Source organism: Euzebya pacifica, assembly GCF_003344865.1.
GTDB classification, from domain to species: Bacteria; Actinomycetota; Nitriliruptoria; order Euzebyales; family Euzebyaceae; genus Euzebya; species Euzebya pacifica.
The window spans coordinates 5,602,562-5,623,448 of the sequence record NZ_CP031165.1 but is presented as its reverse complement, the minus strand read 5'-3'; the positions used below and the strand labels follow the sequence as shown (position 1 = coordinate 5,623,448).

The 20,887-nt window shown below is 73.5% G+C and carries 14 protein-coding genes; 9 read left to right on the top strand and 5 right to left on the bottom strand.

Translation table 11 applies throughout. The annotated features are described in order from the left end of the window. The first annotated feature begins 2 nt into the window (after positions 1-2). Positions 3-998 (top strand): methyltransferase domain-containing protein, encoded by a 996-nt coding sequence (locus DVS28_RS24340; protein ID WP_164710987.1) that lies wholly within the window; start codon positions 3-5, stop codon positions 996-998. Positions 999-1,039: 41 nt separating this feature from the next. On the opposite strand, the gene DVS28_RS24335 is transcribed toward DVS28_RS24340, so the two are convergent. Both DVS28_RS24335 and DVS28_RS24330 read right to left on the bottom strand, forming a co-directional pair. Further along, positions 1,040-2,422 carry a hypothetical protein gene (locus DVS28_RS24335; RefSeq protein ID WP_114593768.1) on the bottom strand — a complete coding sequence of 461 codons (1,383 nt, stop codon included), beginning with the start codon at positions 2,420-2,422 and terminating at the stop codon, positions 1,040-1,042. Next, complete coding sequence (locus tag DVS28_RS24330; RefSeq protein WP_164710986.1) at positions 2,419-3,729, bottom strand: hypothetical protein; 1,311 nt, start codon at positions 3,727-3,729, stop codon at positions 2,419-2,421. Before DVS28_RS24330 ends, DVS28_RS24335 begins: the two co-directional genes overlap by 4 nt. A gap of 91 nt (positions 3,730-3,820) precedes the next feature. On the opposite strand from DVS28_RS24330, the gene DVS28_RS24325 reads away from it, so the two are divergent. From DVS28_RS24325 to DVS28_RS30065, 8 genes are all read left to right on the top strand, one after another. Continuing rightward, a complete protein-coding gene (locus DVS28_RS24325; RefSeq protein WP_114593766.1) occupies positions 3,821-4,627 on the top strand; it encodes a polyprenol monophosphomannose synthase in 807 nt (268 codons plus the stop codon). 113 nt (positions 4,628-4,740) lie between these two features. Further along, complete coding sequence (locus tag DVS28_RS24320) at positions 4,741-7,116, top strand: hypothetical protein (RefSeq protein ID WP_164710985.1); 2,376 nt, start codon at positions 4,741-4,743, stop codon at positions 7,114-7,116. Next, on the top strand, positions 7,113-8,201 hold the full coding sequence (locus DVS28_RS24315; RefSeq protein ID WP_216826276.1) for an ABC transporter ATP-binding protein: 1,089 nt from the start codon (positions 7,113-7,115) through the stop codon (positions 8,199-8,201). Before DVS28_RS24320 ends, DVS28_RS24315 begins: the two co-directional genes overlap by 4 nt. After that, the gene (locus DVS28_RS24310; RefSeq protein ID WP_114593764.1) at positions 8,198-9,157 is read left to right on the top strand and encodes an ABC transporter permease; all 960 of its coding nucleotides are present in this window, start codon (positions 8,198-8,200) and stop codon (positions 9,155-9,157) included. Before DVS28_RS24315 ends, DVS28_RS24310 begins: the two co-directional genes overlap by 4 nt. Then, positions 9,150-10,766, top strand: a complete 1,617-nt coding sequence (locus tag DVS28_RS28745) for a hypothetical protein (RefSeq protein ID WP_164710984.1) — start codon at positions 9,150-9,152, stop codon at positions 10,764-10,766. Before DVS28_RS24310 ends, DVS28_RS28745 begins: the two co-directional genes overlap by 8 nt. Continuing rightward, the gene (locus DVS28_RS24300) at positions 10,763-11,806 is read left to right on the top strand and encodes an AAA family ATPase (protein WP_216826275.1); all 1,044 of its coding nucleotides are present in this window, start codon (positions 10,763-10,765) and stop codon (positions 11,804-11,806) included. Before DVS28_RS28745 ends, DVS28_RS24300 begins: the two co-directional genes overlap by 4 nt. A 1-nt stretch (position 11,807) precedes the next feature. Further along, entirely contained in the window at positions 11,808-12,716 is a 909-nt protein-coding gene (locus DVS28_RS24295; protein WP_164710983.1) for a DUF58 domain-containing protein, read from the top strand. Next, positions 12,713-17,539, top strand: a complete 4,827-nt coding sequence (locus DVS28_RS30065; protein ID WP_164710982.1) for a VWA domain-containing protein — start codon at positions 12,713-12,715, stop codon at positions 17,537-17,539. The genes DVS28_RS24295 and DVS28_RS30065 overlap by 4 nt, the downstream gene beginning before the upstream one ends. Positions 17,540-17,565: 26 nt before the next feature. Here DVS28_RS30065 and DVS28_RS24285 read toward each other — a convergent pair whose 3' ends face one another. From DVS28_RS24285 to DVS28_RS24275, 3 genes are all read right to left on the bottom strand, one after another. Then, positions 17,566-18,744 carry an IS30 family transposase gene (locus DVS28_RS24285; RefSeq protein WP_216826274.1) on the bottom strand — a complete coding sequence of 393 codons (1,179 nt, stop codon included), beginning with the start codon at positions 18,742-18,744 and terminating at the stop codon, positions 17,566-17,568. 93 nt (positions 18,745-18,837) lie between these two features. Then, positions 18,838-20,439 (bottom strand): beta-eliminating lyase-related protein, encoded by a 1,602-nt coding sequence (locus DVS28_RS24280; RefSeq protein ID WP_164710981.1) that lies wholly within the window; start codon positions 20,437-20,439, stop codon positions 18,838-18,840. After that, complete coding sequence (locus tag DVS28_RS24275; RefSeq protein ID WP_164710980.1) at positions 20,432-20,887, bottom strand: VOC family protein; 456 nt, start codon at positions 20,885-20,887, stop codon at positions 20,432-20,434. Before DVS28_RS24275 ends, DVS28_RS24280 begins: the two co-directional genes overlap by 8 nt.

The window sequence follows — 20,887 nt, the reverse complement described above, 5'->3', positions numbered from 1 at the left end:
CCGTGACCGTCGAACGCCCACCGCAGGATCCTGCCGCACTCCTCCACCGCCGCCAGCGCATCCTGGCGCCCCTCGACCTGGAGCTGGGTCGCGGCTTGGAGATCGGCCCGCTGTACCAGCCGGTGGCGTTGAAGGCGGAGTGCGACGTCCGCTACGTCGACGTGCATCGCACCCCCGGGCTGCGCGAGTACTACGCGGCCCACCCGGGCACCCCGGTCGACGACATCGTCGAGGTCGACTTCCCGCTCGTCGTCGGGGACCGGACCCGGTCGCTCGCCGAGGCCACCGCGACGGCAGGACCGTTCGACTGGGTCGTGGCCTCGCATGTCATCGAACACGTGCCCGACCTGATCGGCTGGTTGGCCGACATCGCCGACGTGCTGGTCGACGGTGGCCGGCTGTCGTTGGCCATCCCCGACCGGCGGTACTCCTTCGACGCCCGGCGGCCACCGACGACCGTCGGACAGATGTTGCTGGCCCACCAGCACGGGGACACCCGACCGTCGGTCAGGGCCGTCTTCGACCACCACCACGAGGCGGTCACCGTCGACGCCCAAGCAGCCTGGGACGGTCGGCCGGGCAGGGAGACGACCATGTTCCCGCTGGAGACTGCCCACCACATGGCCGTGCGCACCATGACCGAGGACACCTACATGGACTGCCACGTGTGGCTGTTCACCCCGCGCAGCCTCGTCCGCCAGCTGCAGGTCCTCGCCCGCCTGGGTCTCGCGGACTTCACGGTGGCCAGCGTCGACCCCACCGCCGTGGACACCCTCGAGTTCTTCGCGGTGCTCCACCGGATGCCCCGCGACCTCGACCCGGCCGACCGGGCCCGTCTCGTCGACGAGGGGTTCGTGCTGCCGACCGACCACGTCCGGCCCGAGCCCGAACCCGACCCGCGGTTCGTGACCAGCCAGATCACCCGTCGTGAGCAGGCGCTGCTGGACACCAAGCGACGGGTCAGCAACCGGCTCAAGGGGCTGCTCGGACGCGGGTGACCGTCGGCCGAGCCTCAGACCGTCGGCCGAGCGTCGGGCCGTCAGCCGCCGCCGAGGTCGGCGCAACGGAGCGGGGCGCGCCAGTCGGCGTCGCCCTGTCGGGGAGGGATCACGACCTGCGCGATCTCCTCCGGTGAGGTGCAGGCGTCCTCGGCGACGTCGACCTCGACGTTCCATGCGGGGCCGGCGGACCGCAGCGTCGCGGGGCGGGCGTCGAAGGACCACATCGCCAGGACCAGCACCCCGCCCAGCACCAGCCCCGGCGTGACGACCCCGGCCAGCAGCCCGGGTCGCAGCTGCACGGCCTCGAGGCTGCGGAGGATCGCGACGACCAGCAGGATCCCCGGCACCAGCGCGTAGCGTCCGCCGTTCGTCGGGACGTGCCCGCCGTCCCAGGTCACGGCCAGCTGCACATCCGGGCCGCGGACGAACAGCAGCGCCGCGAAGAAGGTGATGCTGCCCAGCACCAACGCGACGGTCGTGGCCCGGGCAGCCGTCGTCTGCTCGCGAACGATGCCGGCGACCAGCACGGCACCCACGGCGAGCGCCACCACGACCACCAGGACGGCACCCACCGACAGCCACAGCTGCCGTCCGACCGTGTGACCGGTCACGAGCTCGGTCACGACGCGCTGCAGGTAGATCCAGATCAGGTCGAGCGGCGCGCCACCGGCGTCACCGACGGACTCACCGGCGCGCATGCGGCCGAGCACGGCGACGGCCTGCAGGCCGGTCCCCACGATCGTCGCCCACACCGGCCACAGCGTCGGAGCGCCCAGCGCCCGGCGGTCACGCCACAGCCGCCACGCGGCTACCGGACCCAGCAGCGGGGCGAAGATCGAGGACAGCGTCGCCGCGAGGCAGACCACGCTGCCCAGCGCCTGCCGACCGCGTCCGCCACGGGTGTCGGCCAGGGCCAGCACCCCGCCGGCCATCAGGTAGTAGTGCAGGTTGGTGATGTTGGCCAGCGTCTCGTAGGCCCCCCAGCTGCACAGGACGACGAAGGCGGCCAGCGCCGTTCGTGCCCAGCGCGTGGTCAGCAGGCTGGCAGATGCGAACCAGCCGTAGGTGGCCAGGCCGGCCACGATCCCGCCGGAGGCCAGCGAGAACCAGGCGTCGACCAGCCGGACGGGCAGCACGGTGGCGACCAGCGCCAGCAGCCGCGGCACCGTGTGCAGGTAACCGGCATAGGGGTGCCACAGCGACCGGGCCCCGAGGTCCCACGCCTCGAACAGGAACAGCCGGCCGTCCTCGGCCCAGACCGTCGCCCATGGCGGGGCACCGCTGTACCGCAGCTGCGTGGCGACTGTCGCCGCCACCAGCGCCAGCACGAGCAGCGCCACGGTCCGCCCGCGATCGGTCGGCGGCGCGGCGCCGTCCTGGGTGTCGGTCGTCTCCGGCGAGGTCCCCCCGGACACGGTCACGGCCGGACGGTCCGCACGATGAGGGTGGTCACGCCGGCCACGGCGACGGTCAGGCCGCTGATGGTGACCAGGGCGGCCCGCATCGCCAGGTCACCTCCGGCCCCGCTGAGCATGACGACTGCGGCCACACCGAGGGCAAGGAGCCACGGCGGTGACAACGAGACGTGGCGGTCGAGCGCGATGACGACCTGGTTGGCCAGCAGCGCTGCGCAGGCCAGGAAGACGGCTGCAGCGGTCAACCCGGCGAAGGCGCTGCTCGGCCGCAGGTCGGCACCGAACGCGATGGCCACCAGCGGCGGACCGAGCAGGAATCCCGCGCCGGCGACCGGCAGCAGCGCCACGAGGCCGTAGCGGATGACCTTGCGGATCCGCGGCCACAACAACGACGGCTGGTGCGTGGCCTGCTGCAGGTACGGCAGGACGCGGGCCAGCAGGCCGGAGTACAGCAGGACCAGGGGGGCACGGGCGGCCGTCGTGGTGACGAACACCATCGAGGTCACCGCCGGATCGGCCCCCAGCAGCGCCGTGACCAGCGGGCCACCGGCCAGCAGGACCTGGGCGATGGCGTTGGCGAGGGTCGTGCTGGCGAGGAACGGCGTGGCGGTCGTCGCGGGCTCGACGGGGCGCGCCGACGGGCCAGCTGTCGTCGCGTCCGCTGACGGTGAGGTCACCTCGTCCTGTCGTGTGGGCTTCCGCTCGTGCGAGCGAGCCCGGCGCGGTCCGAACAGGCGCCTGGGGCCGTGCCCAGCGAGCACCCACCACGCGCCCGAGACCAACGCGCCACCCGCCAGGGTCAACGCCAGCACCTCGGCCCGAGGGGCGATCAGCATGGCCACCACCGCGATCGCCAGGCGCAGCAACGACTCGCTGCCGGTCAGGATCCCGTAGACGGTGAACCGTTCGTCGGCGGCGCTCAGCCCACGGGCGGCCACGTGGGTGCCGAAGCCGAGCGCGATCAGTCCCGCGGCCAGCGGCCACACGGGATCAGTCGAGCCGAACAGCGGCATCGCGAACACCGCCGTCAGCGTGGTCAGCCCGACCACCAACCCGGCGATCCACGTCCACGGGCCACGCCCGAGGCGGCCGGTGCGGGTGACGTAGGCCTCCAGCGACAGCAGGCCGACGGTGTGGATCAGGTACTGCAACGTCCAGAGGACCCCGACGGGGGCGTAGTCGTGCTGGCCGAGCACGCGGGCACCGAGGATCGTGAACGCATAGGCGCCCAGCCCGGACGCGATCCCGCCCATGACAACAGCGCGCGTGCTGCTGTCGCGGCGCGCGCTTCGGGCCGCGGCCTCTGCACTCATGTCACCCATCGTCGCAGGCCCTCCCCCCGGCCGATCGACATGCCACCCGCTCTCGTGGACAGGGGTGGACGGGTGTAGCTTCCCCGCCTTGATGGGAGATTTCGGGGAACCGCAGCAACGTTCGGGCGCCAACGCGCGCCGTGCGCTCGTGATCGTGCCGACCTACGAGGAGTCCGCGACGATCGGGACGGTCCTCGAACGCCTCTTCGCGGCCGCCGACGACCGGACCGAGGTCCTCGTCGTCGACGACGGCTCCGCCGACGGGACCGACGACATCGTCAAGGCCCACCCCCTGGCCGGCTCCCGCGTCCACCTGATGGAACGCGGCGCCAAGCTGGGCCTGGGCTCGGCCTACCGCGACGGGTTCGCCTGGGGCATGGCCCGCGACTTCGACGCCCTGGTGGAGATGGATGCCGACCTGTCCCACGACCCCGCCGACGTGCCGCGCCTGCTGGCCGGTCTGGAGGGTGCCCACCTGGTCATCGGCTCCCGCTACGTCCCGGGCGGCTCGACGCACGGCTGGGGCATCGGCCGCAAGATCCTCTCGCGGTTCGGCAACCTCTACGTGCGGGTCGTGACCGGCCTGCCTGTCGCCGATGCGACCGCGGGGTATCGCGCCTACCGCACCTCCACCCTCCGGGCGATCGGCATCGACTCGATCACCTCCGAGGGGTACAGCTTCCAGGTCGAGGGCGCCATCCGTACCTGGCGTGCCGGCTACCGGATCGCCGAGGTGCCGGTCGCGTTCTCCGAGCGGGAGGAGGGGCAGTCCAAGATGCACGGTGGCATCGTGCGCGAGGCCCTGCGCCGGGTCATCGCCTGGGGCATCGAGGGCCCGCGGACGCCCAGGACGGTCCGCGAGGTCGAGCCATGGACCGGACACCCCGACAGGCCCTGAGGCTTTTTTGAAACCCGCGGTCCTGCCACTAGGGTCGTGGCGTGGTGAACATTGGGGAGGATGTTTCGCAGCAGTCGGCAACCCGTGACGTGGTTCGCGCGTCCCAAGTGGTGATGCATCGTTTCGTACCGCTGCTGGCGTTGACCTGCCTTCTCGGGGTGCTGGTCGGTTCGCCGGCCACCGCCCAGGAGGTCGACGAGTCCGGGGATCGCCTGGCCGTCGACGTCGCCGTCGGCTTCGACGGGGTGGGGCGGGGTTCGTCGTGGACGCCCGTGACGGTGAGCTTCCGGCCCGACCGGCCCATCAGCGGCGAGCTCCGCGTGCAGTCCACCAACGACGCGTTCGGCTCCACCAGCACGACGGTCGTCCCGCTGGAGCTGGTCGCCGGTGCCCCCGTCGCCCTGCGGACGGTCGTGCCGCCCGGCCGTGTCGGCGTGACCGTGCTCGAGGGCGACGAGGTGATCGCCTCGCCACGGGAGCAGGGGGCCACCCAACGGGGCCTGATGCTGGTGGGGCTGCTGGGCCGCGGTCCCCGGCCTGCTGGACCGGCCGTCACCCAGCTGCCGCCGTCGACGACCGCCCGATGGGTCGGGGTCGACACCGACTGGCTGGACGTCCCACGGGCCCTCGCCTCACTCGACCTGCTCGTGGTCGAGCCCGACCAGTGGACGACCCTCGACGAGGACGACCGGCAGGAGATCTGGCGCGAGGTCACCACCGCCGGCATGACGCTGGTCCTCACCGGACAGGTCGACGACACCCTGCTGCCCCAGCCCGTCCGCATGGACGCCCCGCCGCCCGACGCCATCGTCGTGCCTGCCACCACCACCGACGGGCCCGATGTCGGTGCCGTGATCGTCCCTGCGGGCCTCGGACGGCTCGTGCTCACCGAGGCCGATCCGAACAACGACGCCGACGTCGCCGTCTGGGAGGTGATCACCAGCCCTCGAGGTGTCCTGGACCCGCTCCAGGACGGCGAGTCCTACGACAGCCAGCCGTTCGCCGCCCAGGACCTGCTGCAGTCGACGGGCAACGTCCCGGAGATCCCGGCGATCCCGTTCCTCGCCCTGTTCCTGGCCGGGTACCTGCTGGTCGTCGGCCCGCTCGTCAGCGTGGTGCTGCGCCGACGCGGTCGTCCGGAGCTTGCCTGGGCAGCTGTGCCCGTCGTGGCGCTGGTGTTCGCCGCCGGCCCACTGGCCCTCGGTGGGTCCACCGAGGGTGGGTCCACCGTGACGTCCCAGGTCCTGACGTGGTGGGTCGACGGCGTCGGTGAGCAGCGGGTCGCCGCCGCGTGGCGGACCCCGACGTCGGGTCGCGTCGCCGCGACCCTGGACGGCACGGGATGGTCGGCCACGGCCTGGGGCGGCCAGATCAGCAACGCCGTCGTCAGCCGAACCGACAGCGCCACGACGACGAGCGGGCAGCTGCGGGGCGGCGAGGTCGCCGGCGTCATCGGTCAGCGCGTCGTGGACGCACCCGCCCCCTTCGACGTCGCCGCGACGGTCGGCAGCGGCGGCATCACCGTGGCCGTCACCAACCGGACCGACGAGACCGTCGAGGACGCCCAGCTGGTCATCGGCAACCGTCGCGTCGACCTCGACCCGATCCCGGCCGGCGACTCCGTCACGATCGCCGATGACGCCGGCCACCTGCAGCGGTCCCGGCTGCAGCTGGAGGGATTCCCCGCCGAGGCCGAGCAGTTCGGCGTGGTGCGCCAGGCCCGCGAGGACCTCGTCGTGGTTGAGGAGATGGTGGTCGAGATCGGGCCGGACGGCACCCAGACGGAGTTCGCCCAGCCCATGCCGATGCCGCCCCCCGGCGCCGGCTTCATGGGGCCCGGGCATGGATCGGGGCTCCTGCCCGCCGCGCTGCGGCTCGGTACCCCGGGCATGGTCTGGGTGGTCGCCCCGGCCAGCAGCGAGGGGCCACCGGTCGATGTTGACGGGGCACAGGCACAGGAGGTCTCGGCGATGGCCGCGGTCGGTACCCGCATCCGCTTCGACGGGCCGGTGGACACCGCGTCCCCGGCCGCGCTGCTCACCCAGGTCGTCCGTTCCGTCCAGGGGACGGGTGAGTGGATCGGTCCCGGTGAGGTGCTCGGGCCGAACCAGGTGCTGCGTGTCCAGCTGCCGCCGATCGCACCCGAGACCGCGATGGCGGGGTTCATGCAGACCTTCGATGGCGGCGTGGAGCTGTGGGATGCCACCGCGCGGACGTGGCGCAACTTGCCTCGGCAGTTCGTCGACGTCGCCGCCGCCCCCATCGCCTCGGCCGCCGGCGAGGTCTGGATCCGCATGACCGGCCAGGTCGACGGGACCGGCATCGCGCTGGCCCCACCCGGCGTCGTCGCCGGCCCCAGCCCCGAGCAGGGAGGGGCACGCGGCGAGCTTCAGCCGATGCCCATGCCGCTGGAGACCCTCCCGGCCGTCGAGCCGCCGCTGCCGTCACCGGCGCCGGTCCCGGCCCCGACCGCAGAGGTGGGACAGTGACCGCCGCAGCGCCCCCGCCCCCGCCGCCGCCCGGTGCCCCCGGGGCCGCAGCGACGCCGGGACCCACGGCCGCGGCGGCCGGGACGGCCCTCGCCGAGCCACCGGCGATCCATCTGCGCGGCGTGACCAAGCGGTTCGGTCCGACCCAGGCCGTGGCCGGCATCGACCTGGACGTGCCCGCCGGGTCGCTCGTCGGGCTGATCGGCCCCAACGGCGCCGGCAAGACCACCACCATGAAGTCGATCGCCGGGTTGCTCGCGCCCGACACCGGCGTCGTGCAGGTCTTCGGCAACGACCCGATCCGACAGCCGGGCATCGTCCGCCGGCTGGTCGGCTGGATGCCCGACTTCTTCGGCGTCTACGGCGGCCTGTCGGTCCACGAGTACCTCGACTTCTTCGCCGCGGCCTACAAGGTCCCGAAGGGCGCGCGAGCCCAGCGAGTGGACGACCTGCTGGAGCTCGTTCGACTGGCCGACAAACGCCACACCGACGTCGAGGGCCTCAGCCGGGGCATGCAGCAACGGCTGGGCCTGGCCCGGGCGCTGGTCCACGATCCCGAGGTCCTGCTGCTGGACGAACCGGCGTCGGGGCTGGACCCGCGTGCCCGCATCGAGCTGCGGGAGATCCTCCGGGCGCTGCACGGCGACGGCAAGACGGTGCTGATCAGCAGCCACATCCTGACCGAGCTGGCGCAGATGTGCGACAGCGTCGTGATCATGGACAGCGGTGGCGTCGTCGCGTCCGGCCGGACCGCCGATCTGCAGGCCAGCCTGTTCGGCGGCCACACCGGTGTGCGCATCCGCCTGCCCGACCCGAGCGGCACCGACGCCGCGGTCGAGGCCGCCCGCAGCCTCGGCGCTGCCGTGGAACACGTCCAGCCCGGGGTGGTCTACCTGCGGGTCGCCGGCGCGGACACCGAGGTCGCGGCGCTGGTCCGGTCCTTGATCGGAGCCGGGGTCGACGTGGCCGAGCTGACCCAGAAGCGCCAGGACCTCGAGGAGCTGTTCATGTCGCTGACCACCCGTGCGGCACCGGCCGGCACCCCGCCGCCCACGAATCCACCGACCGAGGGGAGCCAGGGATGAACCCGGTCCTGCGTCGTGAGCTGCTCCGCCGATGGCGCCGTCCCCGCGCCTCCCTCGTGCTGGTGTTGTTCCTCCTCGCCCTGTCCCTGGTCACCTGGGGGCTGCACGAGATCGGGCGCCGTGTCCTGGAGGGACAGGCCCAGTGGATCGGGGCGGACGCCGCCTTCCTGCGCCCCCAGCTGGGCCGGTTCATGGTCGAGAGCGTGCTCGCCACCCTGCTCGGCCTTGTGCTGGTCGCCGCGCCCGGGTTCGCTGCCGGACAGATCGCCGGGGAACGCGAACGCGGCAGCCTTCCCCTGCTGCAGGCCACCCTGATGACCCCCAGCCAGATCGTGCTCGGCAAGCTGTGGGCGTCGACCGCGTGGGTCGGCCTCCTGGTCGTCGCCGCCCTGCCGCTGGTCACGGTCAGCACCGTCTTCGGCGGGGTCGAGCTGCTCGACGTCGTGCTCGGGCTGGCGGTCGTGCTGGTCATGGGCCTGTGCGTTGGCGCGATGGCGCTCGGCGTGTCGTCGATCGCCAAGCGCACGACGTCCGCGGTCGTCATCACCTACGCCCTGGTCCTGCTCCTCATCCTGGGCACCGGTTTCATGGCGATCCTCGTCGGGCTCGTCCAGGAGAGCCCCGAGGGCGCGATCGTGCCGCTGTACGCCAACCCGTTCACCGCCCTTGCCGGCGCGGTCAACACCGGTGAGGTCGGCGGCATCCTGTCCCTGCCGTCACCGCTCACGCCGTTCGCCTACCTGCTGCGCGCCGGCAACTTCGAGAACGTGGGCTTCGGCGGCGACTTCGATCGGACGTGGCACTGGTTGCGCGGTGTCGGCCTCCTCGTGGCGTTCGCCGTGCTGGCCTTCCTCGTGGCTGTCCGCAGGGTCCGGCTGACCCGCCCGACGGTGGCGGCGCCCATCGGCAGGTTCCGCGAACCCGCCCCGACCGCCGCGGGGCCCACCGATGGGTGAGGGCCTGACGCGGCTGCTCGCGATGGTCCGCCGACGCCTGCGCGTCAACCGGCTGCTGGCCGGGCTCGCGCTCGGCCTGCTGCTCGCCGGCGGGATGGTGCTGTGCTGGGCGCTGATCAGCAGGCTGACCGTTCTGCCCGACGTCGACATCGCGGTCGCCGTCGTCGCGGGACTGGTCGTCGTGGTCACCACCGTCGCCGCGACGGCTGGCCGGATCGACCACGTCCAGGCCGCTCGGGTGGCCGACCGCTGGCTGGACAGCGAGGATGCCTTCGCCAGCGCGTTGGTGCTGCCGACCGACGAGGCGTCGGACCCGATGGGACTGGCCACCCTGCAGGCGACCCGTGCCGAGCGTCGGGCGGCCGCCGTCGCCGAGCTGCCGGGGAAGGCCGAGGTACCGACTCGGCGGCTGGCCGTCGGCACCTCCGTGCTGGCGCTTGCCGGGCTGCTGCTGGTCGTGCCTAACCCCCGTGACGACGACCGTGCCCGCCTGGAGGAGGAGCGGCTGGCGGCCGAGGAGGCCGCAGAAACCCTCGAGGAGGCGGCCGAGCGGCTCGAGGCCGCCGACGCCGACGCGGCGCCGGCGCTGGCGGACCAGCTGCGTGACCTCGCCGAGGAGCTGCGTGAGGCCCCGCTGGAGGACGCCCTTGCCGAGCTCGACCGTGCGGCTGCTGACCTTGCCGACACCGCCGAGGCGGAGCTGCCCCGGGAGGTGGCGCTGGACGGGCTGGCCCAGGAGCTGGCCGGTGCCCCGCTGCCGGGCGGTGGCAGCGGCGACCCGGCCGCCGAGCTCGAGGCGCTCGCCGCAGCGATCGAGGCGGGCGAGGTCACCGACACCGAGGCGCTGGCCGAACGGCTGGGCGAGCTGGCCGATGCCCTCTCCGACGGCCTGCCCGCCGCGGCAGGTGGGCTGCAGGCGGCGGCAGCCACGGTGGGCCAGCCCGGCGGCCAGGCGACCGCGGCAGCAGCCCTGCGACGCGCCGCCGATGCGGTGCGCGACGCGCAGGCCGCGACTGCCGACGCCGCCGCAGCGGGGGCCGCTGCCGCCGCGGCCGAACGCGCGGCCGGTCAGGCCCGCGACGGCGCCGGCGACGGGACCGGCAACGGCGCCGGCCAGGGCCAGGGACAAGGACAGGGGCAGGGTCAGGGACAAGGACAAGGGCAGGGTCAGGGACAGGGACAGGGTCAGGGACAGGGACAGGGTCAGGGACAAGGACAGGGTGGCGGAGGTGGTGGGCCGGGAGCGGTCGTGAACGCACCCGGCACCGGCAACGGCGGCACCGGCCAGTCCGGACAGGGCCAGTCCGGACCGGGTCAGGCTCCGGGTGAGGGGCAGGAGACCGCAACCGGCCGCGACCCGCTGGCCCCCGTCGACCCCGACGAGCAGGTGTTCCTCGGCGGCACCCCCGACAACCTCGACGACGCCCCGGTGACCGGCACACAGGAGGGGCAGGGCGTCCAGTCCGACGCCCGCGTCCCCTACCTCGACGTGCTCGCCGACTACGCCAGCCGTGCCACCGCCGCCGTCGACCAGCCCGGCTATCCCCTGCGGCTGCGCGACACCGTCCGCGACTACTTCGATCGCCTCGCCAGAGGAGCCAGCCAGTGACCCAGCCCCCTCCCGCACCGCCCGCGCCGAACACGACCGCACGCGCCGCCGAGGCCGAAGCCGCGATCGCCGACGCCCTGCGGCTCGGCGAGTCCATCCGCAGCGAGGTCAGGCGGGTCATCGTCGGACAGGCCGACATGGTCGAGGAGGTGCTCGCCTGCCTCTTCGCCGGTGGACACGTCCTGCTCGAGGGTGTTCCCGGCCTGGGCAAGACCGTCCTGCTGAAGTCGCTGGCCGGTGCGTTGCGCATGGACTTCAGCCGCGTCCAGTGCACGCCCGACCTGATGCCGGCCGACATCCTCGGCACGACCGTCCTGACCGGCGACCGGGCCGGCAGCTTCCAGCCGGGCCCGGTCTTCACCAACCTGCTGCTGGCCGACGAGATCAACCGGGCCACCCCCAAGACGCAGGCAGCCCTGCTGGAGGCCATGGCCGAACGCGGTGTGACCCTCGGCGGCACCACCCGCCCGCTGCCCGACCCGTTCCTGGTCCTCGCCACGCAGAACCCCATCGACATGGAGGGCACCTACCCGCTGCCCGAGGCGCAGATGGACCGGTTCCTCGCCAAGGTCCTCGTGCCGATGCCGCCGGCCGACGACCTCGTCGACATCCTGACCCGCACGACCGGCACCACCTCCGCGGAGGTGCGTCCGGTGGCGACCGTCGAGGACGTCAGGGCCATGGTCGCCCTGACCCGGTCGATCCCGATCGCCCCACACGTCCTGCACCACGCGGCCGCCCTGACCACCGCAACCCATCCCGATCGCCCCGACGCCGCCGACCCGGTCAAGCGGTACGTGCGGCTGGGCGCCTCGCCTCGTGGGGCGCAGTCGATGGTGCTGCTGGCCAAGGCCACCGCGCTGCTTGCGGGCAGGGCCCACGCCTCGGTCGACGACCTCCGCAGGGCCGCCCTGCCGGCGCTGCGCCACCGGCTGGTGCTTGGCTACGAAGCCGCCGCCGCTGGGGTCACCGCCGACCAGCTCGTCGCGGCGGTCCTCGACCGCGTGGGTCCACCCGACCCACAGGTCCGAGGCGCCTGAGGTGCCTGCCGCCCTGCTGCAGCCCGCGGAGCTGGAGGCGTTGCGACGCCTGCAGCTGCGCGCGCGCCGTCGGGTGGCGACGGGTGGCAGCGGCCAGCACCGGGCCCGAGGACACGGCAGCTCGCTGGACTTCGACGACTACCGCCCCTACCAGCCGGGCGACGACCCACGTCGGGTCGACCACCATGCCCACCAGCGGCTCGGCCGGCTCCTGGTCAAGCTGTTCGAGGCCGAGGACGAGGTCGGCCTGCAGGTCGTCGTCGACACCTCGGCATCCATGGCCTTCGGTGACAAGGCCACGGTGGCCTGCCGGCTGGCCGCCGCGCTTGCGGTGACCGCGGTGCTCGGCGGTGACCGGGTCAGGCTCGTCACGACGGACGGCGCGGATGCGGTCGGGCCGTGGCAGCGGGGTCGTCCCGCGGTCGGTGCCACGCTGGCCCGGCTGACCGACGTGCGGGACCGGCTGGTCGCCACGCCACCCGTCCCTGCCGACGCCCAGCGACTGGAGGCGGAGGACCCCGCCCTCGCCGCGCTGCGACGGTGCCTGCCCGCCAGCGGCCGCGGACCGGTCGTGCTGATCGGGGACCTGCTGACGCCGGGGTGGGCCGACGTCGTCCGCCTGCTCGGCGCGGGTCGGGCCGGCGGAGCCCTCGTGCACGTCGTCGGTCGCGACGACCTGGACCCGTGGCTGGACGACGACCCACGGCTCGTCGACGCCGATCGGGGCACCGAGGTCGACGGGGCCGCCACCGCGGCAGCCCGCCGGCGGTTCGTCGAACGGCGGGACGCCTGGCTGGACGGGGTGGACGCCACCGCCGGCGCGGCCGGGGTGACGTGCCTGCGGGTCGTCGACGACCTCCCCGTCGAGGCGCAGATCCTGACCCTCCCCCGCAGCGGGGTGGTCGGGTGAGCCTGCTCGCCCCGTTCGGGCTGGCTGCGGGCGCGCTGCTCGGCCCCCTGGTCCTCTGGTACGTCCTCCGCAGCCGTCGACCCCGGCGGGTCGTGGCCTCCACCCTGCTGTTCGCCGACGAGCAGGAGACGGCCTCGGCGGCCATTCCGTGGCAGCGGTTCACGCCCGACCGGACGTTCTGGATCATCGCGCTCGCCCTGCTGATGGGGACCCTCGCGCTGGCCCGCCCGGCGGTTGCGGTGCCGGCGGAGGTGTCGGACCACACGATCGTCGTGGTCGACGGGTCGGCGTCGATGCAGGCGGCCACCGCCGACGGGCTGGCCCGCATCGAACACGCCCGTGCCGTCGTTGCCGAGCTTGTCGACCGTGCGGGTGACGGTCGCCTCGTCTCCGTCGTCCTGGCCGGGACCCATGCCAGGGTGATCGCCGACACCCTGCCCGCCAGCCGGGCCGAGGCGACGCTGGACGGCATCCGGGCCGACGGCACCGCCGGCGCGATGGACGAGGCGTTGACCCTGGCCGCGGCGATGATCCGGCCCGGGGAGGACACCGTCCTGCACCTCGTCACCGACGGCGGCATCACCCCCGACGCCGCGTCGCTTGCCCCGGGCGGCACGATCCTGGACCTCGTCGGCGAAACCGGCCCCAACGTGGCGATCGGGGCCGTGCGTGCCGTGCCGCTCGGTGGGGGCAGCGCCCGCCTGGTCGTGCAGGTCGACAGCCACGCCGACATCCCCCTCGACGTCGTCGTCACCGTGACCGTCGACGACGACACGGTCGCCACCCGGGCGGCGACGGTCGACCCACGGGGCCGCACCGACGTCGAGGTGGACGTCGAGGGGCTCGAGGGTGATGCCGACGACGGGCCGCCCGTGCTCGAGGCGTCCGTCGTCGTCGACGACGACGGCCCCGACGGCGAGCGGATCAGTGACGGACTGGCCCACGACAACCGCGCCCGGGTGGTCCTGCCCGACCGACCCGACGTGCGCGTGCTGCACGTCGGACCCGACAACCTCTACCTCGAGGCGGCCCTTGCCGCGGTGCCGGGGGTGGACGTCACCCGCGCCGACTCGTTGCCGACATCGGTGACAGCGCGCCCGGAGGGAGGCGCCGAGGCGAGCCCCGCCGACGCGGCCGCCGAGGACGTGCTGGACGGCATCGACTTCATCGTCGCCGACCGGGTCGACCTGCCGCCCGTCCCGACGGTCCCGATCCTGGCGGTGGCCCCGACCAGCCTTCCCGACGACGTCACCGTCACCGGCCGGCGCAGCCTGCCGACCATCACCAGCGTCGACACCGCCGACCCGTTGCTGGCCGACGCCGACCTCACCGACCTGGCCGTCGCCGAGATGGCCGTCGTCGAGGCCCCGTCGATGCGTCGACTGGTCGACGGGCCCGGTGGGCCGCTGCTGCTGGCCGGCCGCGTCGGCGATGCCGCCATGGTGCTGCTGCCGTTCGCGCTGGCCGACTCCAACCTGCCGCTGCAGGTCGGCCTGCCGGTCCTGGTCGCCAACGCCGTGCAGCAGCTGGCCGCCCCGACCACCGACCTGCCGTTGACCGCCGGCGCCGACCGTGCCCTGCCGCTGCCCACCGGCGTCGAGGCGACCCTCACCTCCCCCGACGGGGCCACCGTGCCGGTCGGCGGCTTCCGGCCCAGCGCCACCCTCGACGCGCCCGGGGTCTGGACCGTCGCCTACGAGGGGGTCGTGCCCGACACCGCCCCCCGTGTCCTGGCCGTCAACCCCGACACGGCCGAGTCCGACCTGGTGGTCGTCGAACCCACCCTGGGCGTGCCCTCCTCCGCCGACACCACCACCGTCACGCCCGGCGAGGTCGCACAGGAGCTTGCCCTGCCCGGTGACACGGCGCTCGTGACCGACGGTCGGGTCGAGCTGTGGCGATGGTTCGCCGCCGCGGCCGCCGCCCTGGTCGGCCTGGAGGTGCTGCTGCAGGCGTGGGCGGCATGGCGGACGCGCACGACCGACGGTCGGGCATCCGGCCGTACGGATCGTCGTCGGCGGCTGGCCACCGGCATGCGGATCGCCACCCTCGTGCTGCTGGTCGCCACGCTGCTGGACCCGGCGCTGCCGCTGCGGGGCCGGGACGTCGACGTCGTGTTCGTCGTCGACGCCTCCGCCAGCATGGGCTCGCGCGGGCAGCAGGCCGCGCTGGAGTGGATCAGGGCCGCCAGCGACGGTGCCGCCGAGGACGACCGCATCGGCGTGGTCCTGTTCGGCCGCGACGCCCAGGTGGCCCACCGCCTGCTCAACGACAGCCCGAGCGTCCTGCCGCCCGTCGTGGTCCGCGAGGACGGCAGCGACATGGAACGGGCGGTCCGGCTGGCCGGGGGGCTGCTCGGCCAGGAGAACCGTCGACGGGTCGTGCTGCTGACCGACGGCCGGGCCACCCAGGGCAACCTCGACCAGGCCGCGGCGCTGCTGGCCGAGACCGGGATCGGCCTGGACGTCGTCCGGGTCGGCGAGGCCGGCGTCGCCGACGTGCTGGTCGAGGCCGTCGAGGTCCCCGCGTCGGTCCGGCAGGGCGAGTCCTACCCGGTCGATGTCGTCCTGCGCAACGACACCGGCCGCGACGCCGAGGGCGTCCTCGTCGTCCGCGTCGGGGACCAGCAGATCGCAAGCCAGCCCGTCCAGCTGCCCCCGGGCACCTCGACGGTCACCGTCGACCACGTCGCCGGTGAGGACCCCCTGGACCGCGTCACCGCCGAGCTGCGCAGCGGCGAGTCGACGGTGGCCCGCAACGACACCGGTCAGGCCGCGGTCAGGGTCGCCGGCCCCCCGCGCGTCCTGATGATCGCCGGTGACCCCACCGACGCCGACCCGCTGGCTGCGGCGCTGGAGGCCGGCGGCATCAGCGTCGAGCAGCGGCCCATCAGCCAGGGGGTGCCGACGGCCGACCGCCTGCTGGCCCACGATGCGGTCGTCCTGGTCGACGTGGCTGCCCCGTCCCTGGGGACGGCGGGGATGACCGCCCTCGACGCGGCCGTGCGTGACGGCGGGGTGGGCCTGGTGGCCGTCGGTGGTGAGCAGTCGTTCGGGCTGGGCGACTACACCGACACCCCGCTGGAGGACCTGCTCCCCGTCTCCTCGCGGATCACCGATCCGCTGCGCCGCCCGCGGGTCGCCGAAGCGCTGGTCGTGGATTCCTCCGAATCCATGGGGGCCTGCCACTGCGCCGACGAAGCCATGGGCGGCCCGATCCAGGAGGATCCCGGCGCGGTCCAGAAGACCGAGATCGCCCGACAGGCCGTCCGCCGGGCCGTGCAGGCGCTGGAGTCCACCGACACCGTCGGCGTGCTCGCCTTCGACACCCAGTCGCACTGGGTCCTGCCGCTGCAGCAGGTACCCGAATCCGCCGTGGTCGAGGACGGCCTGGCGCAGCTGCAGCCGTCCGGCAACACCGACATCCCCCAGGCCATCCGCATCGCCATCGAGGGGCTGCGCGGTGCCGATGCCGAGCTACGACACATCGTGCTGTTCTCCGACGGGTTCATGGGTGACCTGACCGGCCTCGGCCCGGTCGCCGACGAGGCGCTCGACGCCGGCATCACGCTGTCGGTCGTCGGGACCGGCGAGGGCAGCTTCGACGAGCTCGAGGACATGGCCCGGCGGGGTGGTGGCCGGTACTACCCGGGACGCGACCTGTCGGAGATCCCCGAGATCCTGGCGGCGGAGGTCATGCAGGTCGCCCGTCCGCTGGTCAGCGAGGGCAGCTTCGTGCCCACCGTCACCGGGCTGGACGACGCCACCGAGGGGCTGGACAGCGCGCCGCCGCTGCTGGGGTTCGTGGCCACCACCGCCAAGCCGACGGCCCGCCGGCTGCTGACGGTCGGCGAGTTCGCCGATCCGCTGCTGGCGACGTGGCAGGTCGGTGCGGGCACGGCAACGGCGTGGACCAGCGACGCGGCAGCCCGCTGGTCCGCGGGCTGGGTCGGCTGGGGTGGCTACCAGTCGTTCTGGGCCGACGTGGTCAAGGACACGTTCCCCGACGCGACCGGGGACACGATCGATGCCACGGCGACGGCGGGCCCGGGTGGCCTCGAGATCACCGCCCAGGTGCCTGCCAACGTGGCAGGGACGACCGTGGCGGCGACCGTCGTCGACCCCGACGGCGTCCGGCACGAGGTCGAGCTGCACCGCGACGACGACGGTGGGTTCTCAGGCACGCTGCCGGCCGAGGCCGAGGGCGTGCACCTGGTCAGCATCCTCGCCACCGACGGTGCCGGCGAGCCGATCGGCCGGGCGAACGTGCCCGCCGTGCGGGCCTACCCGGCCGAGTTCGGCGCCGCTCCCGCCGACGACGCCGCGTTGACCCGGGCGGCGGAGCAGACCGGTGGGCTGGTCGACCCGGCCGAGGCCACGGCCTTCCGCAGCGACGACCTCGACCCGGGCCGGCGGGGCGTACATATCCGGTCGTGGCTGCTCGTCGCCGCCATGGTGCTGGCCATGGCCGAGGTCGGCGTGCGCCGCCTGCGCCTCGAGCGCGGTGACCTGCGTCGGTTGCGGTCGGGCACGACCCGCACGCCGCCGCCGCCGAGCGCCGTCGCACCGCCGTCGCCGGCCGACCGCGTACCGGTCAGCCCGGGGGTCGGCCATCGCGGTCCCCCCGGCGGATCACCCCCGCTGGCCGGACCTGGATCCGAGCCGTCGAACGTCGGCGCGCCCGCCTCCCCTCCTCCTGATCCCGATCCTGATCGTGATGGTGCGCCAGCCCCCGCGGCGGAGGAACCCGCCACGGGCCTGTCCGCCCTCCGCAGGGCCCGCGACAAGGCCTTCGACCGCGACGACGACGCCGCCCCCTGGTGACGCGTGTCGGATTCGGGACCTTGTTGTCAACCGGTGGGTGCAACAAGTTGGGCGAGTTGGGCGGCTGGGGTCTTCCAGCCGAGGGTTTGTCGGGGGCGGGTGTTGAGGCTCTCGGCGAAGTCGTTGAGGTCCGCTGGGGTGTGGACTGACAGGTCGGTGCCCTTGGGCATGTACTGGCGCAGCAACCCGTTGGTGTTCTCGTTGGAACCGCGTTGCCAGGGCGAGTGGGGGTCGCAGAAGTAGACGGGCACGTCGGTGTCGATGGTGAACTGGACGTGCTCGGCCATCTCGATGCCCTGGTCCCAGGTGATGGACCGCCGCAGGTGCTCGGGCAGCCCGGTGATCGCGGTGGTCATGGCATCGCGCACCGTCGCGGCGGTCCGGTCGCCATCGAGGTGCATCAGCATCACGTAACGGGTGGAGCGCTCCACCAGGGTGCCCACCGCGGACTTGCCGTCCTTGCCGATGATCAGGTCGCCCTCCCAGTGACCGGGCACGGCACGGTCCTCCACCTCCGCGGGCCGCTCGCTGATCATCACCATGTCGTGCATGCGTGGCCGGGGAGATCGACCGGAGGGGACCCGCTTGGCCCGACCGGTCCGCAGGCACGACGTCAGCTCGCGTCGCAGCTCGCCCCGCCCCTGGACGTACAGCGACTTGTAGATCGTCTCGTGTGACACCGTCATCGACTCATCGTCGCCGAACCGCTCCTTGAGATCTGCAGCGATCTGCTGGGGCGACCACAGTCTGCGCAGGCCGTGCTCGACGAGGCCGGCCAGCTCCGCGCAGCTGGCGAGCTTGGTCGGCTTGGCCCGCCGTGCCTGCTCGTGGGCACGCTTGTGGGCAAGCATCGGCCGGTAGGCCTCACGGCCACCGTTGCGGTCCACCTCGCGCCACACCGAGGACTTGTGCCGGCCGACCCGATCGGCGATGGCCTGATAGGTCTCGCCCCGACCGATCCCCAACCGGATCTCCACCCGATCATCAAGCGACAACCGGTGCGGTGAGGGATCAGTCGCAAGCTCTGCCCGCAACACCCCACCAAACGGCTTGAGCACGTTGAGGAAGCTGCCCACGGAGATGTCGACCTCCTCAAGGATCTGCCGGCGGCCCTGACCGGCTCGTGCCCGACGGATCACCTCCGCCCGCACCTCATCAGGCAACCGCAACCACCGCTTCTCACCCTTGGCCCTCGACCTCACCATGACCTACCGCCTCCACCTCGAAGTGTCGTGTTGCAACGAAGTCTTGAGGCTGCCGACCGCCCGTCGTGATCGCCCGACACGCGTGGCGTCGTGTCAGCCGTCGAGCAGGTCGCGGAGGAGGGGAGGGATCAGCTCGCGGGTGTCCTCGACGACCTCGTGGCTGGCCAGCCAGGCGTCGAGCTCAGCGAGCGGGACGCGGTCCAGCGCCGTGACCTCGCCATCGGTCGGGTGCAGCTCGCCGTCGAACCGGGCGACCCACACGCGCCCCACCAACGACGCGGGGTCGGTCGGCGATGCCGCGGACCACTCGACCTCACCGAGGTACTCCAGCGGCACACCCTCCAGGCCCGCCTCCTCGGCCAGCTCCCGGCGGGCCGCGGCCTCCCACGGTTCACCGACGTCGCAGATGCCACCGAAGGCCAGGTCCCAGTGGCCGCCCGCAAGGTCCTTCCACTCCGCGCGACGGTGCACGACGACCTCGTCGTCGCTGGTGAGGACCACGACATAGGTGGAGCGGTGGCGCAGCCCCTCGGCACGCATGCGGGCACGGGGCACCACGTCGGCCACCGACCCGTCCTCGGCCAGCACCTCGACCGGCTGCTCCGCCGGACCGGACGCACCCACGGGCGTGACCAGCCGCGCGATCACGTCGGCGACCTCCTCCGGTGTGAAGCCCAGCGTGGCGTCGCCGACGGTCAGCTCGACACGCTGCCACGACGGCATCTCCGCGGGCCACGACTGCGACCACACGGCGATCCCCTCCTCCAGCGCCAGGCGATGCGCCTGGACCCGGAAGTCCGCCGCGGTCGTCCGCATCGCCACGTGGAACATCGACACCTGTGGCGGGTCCGGCACGACCTCCACCCCGTCGACCCCGGCCAGCGCAGCCGCGATGGCCCTGGCGTGGGCCAGGTAGGCGGGCATGCGGTCCAGCCGCGCCCGCAGGCCGGCCAACGCGCTGGCGGCGTAGGGCCACAGCGCGAACACCATCCCGCCGTGGCGGTGGCGCCACTCCCGGGCCCGCTCGACCAGGTCGTCCTCGCCCACCAAGCAGGCACCGGCGATGGCCCCGAGGCCCTTGTAGAACGACACGTAGACGCTGTCGAACAGCGCGGCGACCTCGGCGTGTGGCCGGTCGTAGCCGGCGGCGGCCTCCCACAGCCGCGCCCCGTCCATGTGCACGGCCATGCCGCGTTCGCGGGCCCACGTGGTCTGTGCCACCAACGCCTCCCACGACGGCAGCCGACCACCGATCTCCCGCTGCGGCAGCTCCAGCAGCAGCGACCCCGCCGGTTCGGCGACGGCCTCGAGGTCCGACAGCGAGAGCAGCGCCACCGGTGATCCGACCGGCCGCAGGGTCAGCCCGTGCAGGCGCTGCGGCCCCTCGTCCTCGTGCAGCAGCAGGTGCGCGGTCGGGTGCATCAACGCCGTCGCGCTGCCGACGTCCTCGGCGTGGATGCGCAGGGCGATCTGCTGGGCCATCGTGCCCGACGGCATGAACACCGCCGCAGGCTTGCCGAGCAGCTCGGCGACCTCGGCCTCCAGGTCGGCGACGACCCCGCCGTCGCCGTACCGGTCGGGCCCGACCTCGTCGGGCAGCTCGGCCAGCAGGTCAGCCGGGGTGCGCTGCCCGTGCCAGTGCAGGAACCGGTCGCACCGGGCCGTCAGCGCCCGTGCACGTCCGGCGTCATCCATGGTCGTGATCGGGGTCGGCCTCGTGGCCGTGGGTGTGCGCGGCATCGAGCTTGGCCCTGGCCTCGGCGATCAGGTCCGGGTCGGCGTCGGGAGTGCCGTCCGAGAGGATGCAGAACTCGTTGCCGTCGGGATCGGCCAGGACCTCCCACGTGACATGGGGGTCCTCGTGCTGGCCGATGTCCACTCGCGTCGCCCCCAGGTCGATGGCCTTGGCGATCGCCGCGGCCTGGTCATCGGGGCGCAGGTCGAAGTGCAGCCGGTTCTTGCCGGCCTTCGCGTCGTCGACCTCGACGAACAGCAGCGGGAACCCCTGGCCGTCCCGTGGGGCGATCATGACCTCGCCTTCGTCCTCGAAGGTCCGGACCCACCCGAGCAGGTCCTCCCAGAACATCGCGAGGGCGTCGGGGTCGGGTGTGTCGATGAGCAGGGCGTCGACGGTGATGCGCAT

Coding starts and splice junctions, on each gene's coding strand:
- DVS28_RS24310 (WP_114593764.1), top strand. CDS start 8,198: ATGAACCCGGTCCTGCGTCGTGAGCTGCTCCGCCGATGGCGCCGTCCC.
- DVS28_RS24325 (WP_114593766.1), top strand. CDS start 3,821: ATGGGAGATTTCGGGGAACCGCAGCAACGTTCGGGCGCCAACGCGCGC.
- DVS28_RS24275 (WP_164710980.1), bottom strand. CDS start 20,887: ATGCGCATCACCGTCGACGCCCTGCTCATCGACACACCCGACCCCGAC.
- DVS28_RS24330 (WP_164710986.1), bottom strand. CDS start 3,729: ATGAGTGCAGAGGCCGCGGCCCGAAGCGCGCGCCGCGACAGCAGCACG.
- DVS28_RS24280 (WP_164710981.1), bottom strand. CDS start 20,439: ATGGATGACGCCGGACGTGCACGGGCGCTGACGGCCCGGTGCGACCGG.
- DVS28_RS24320 (WP_164710985.1), top strand. CDS start 4,741: ATGCATCGTTTCGTACCGCTGCTGGCGTTGACCTGCCTTCTCGGGGTG.
- DVS28_RS24285 (WP_216826274.1), bottom strand. CDS start 18,744: ATGGTGAGGTCGAGGGCCAAGGGTGAGAAGCGGTGGTTGCGGTTGCCT.
- DVS28_RS28745 (WP_164710984.1), top strand. CDS start 9,150: ATGGGTGAGGGCCTGACGCGGCTGCTCGCGATGGTCCGCCGACGCCTG.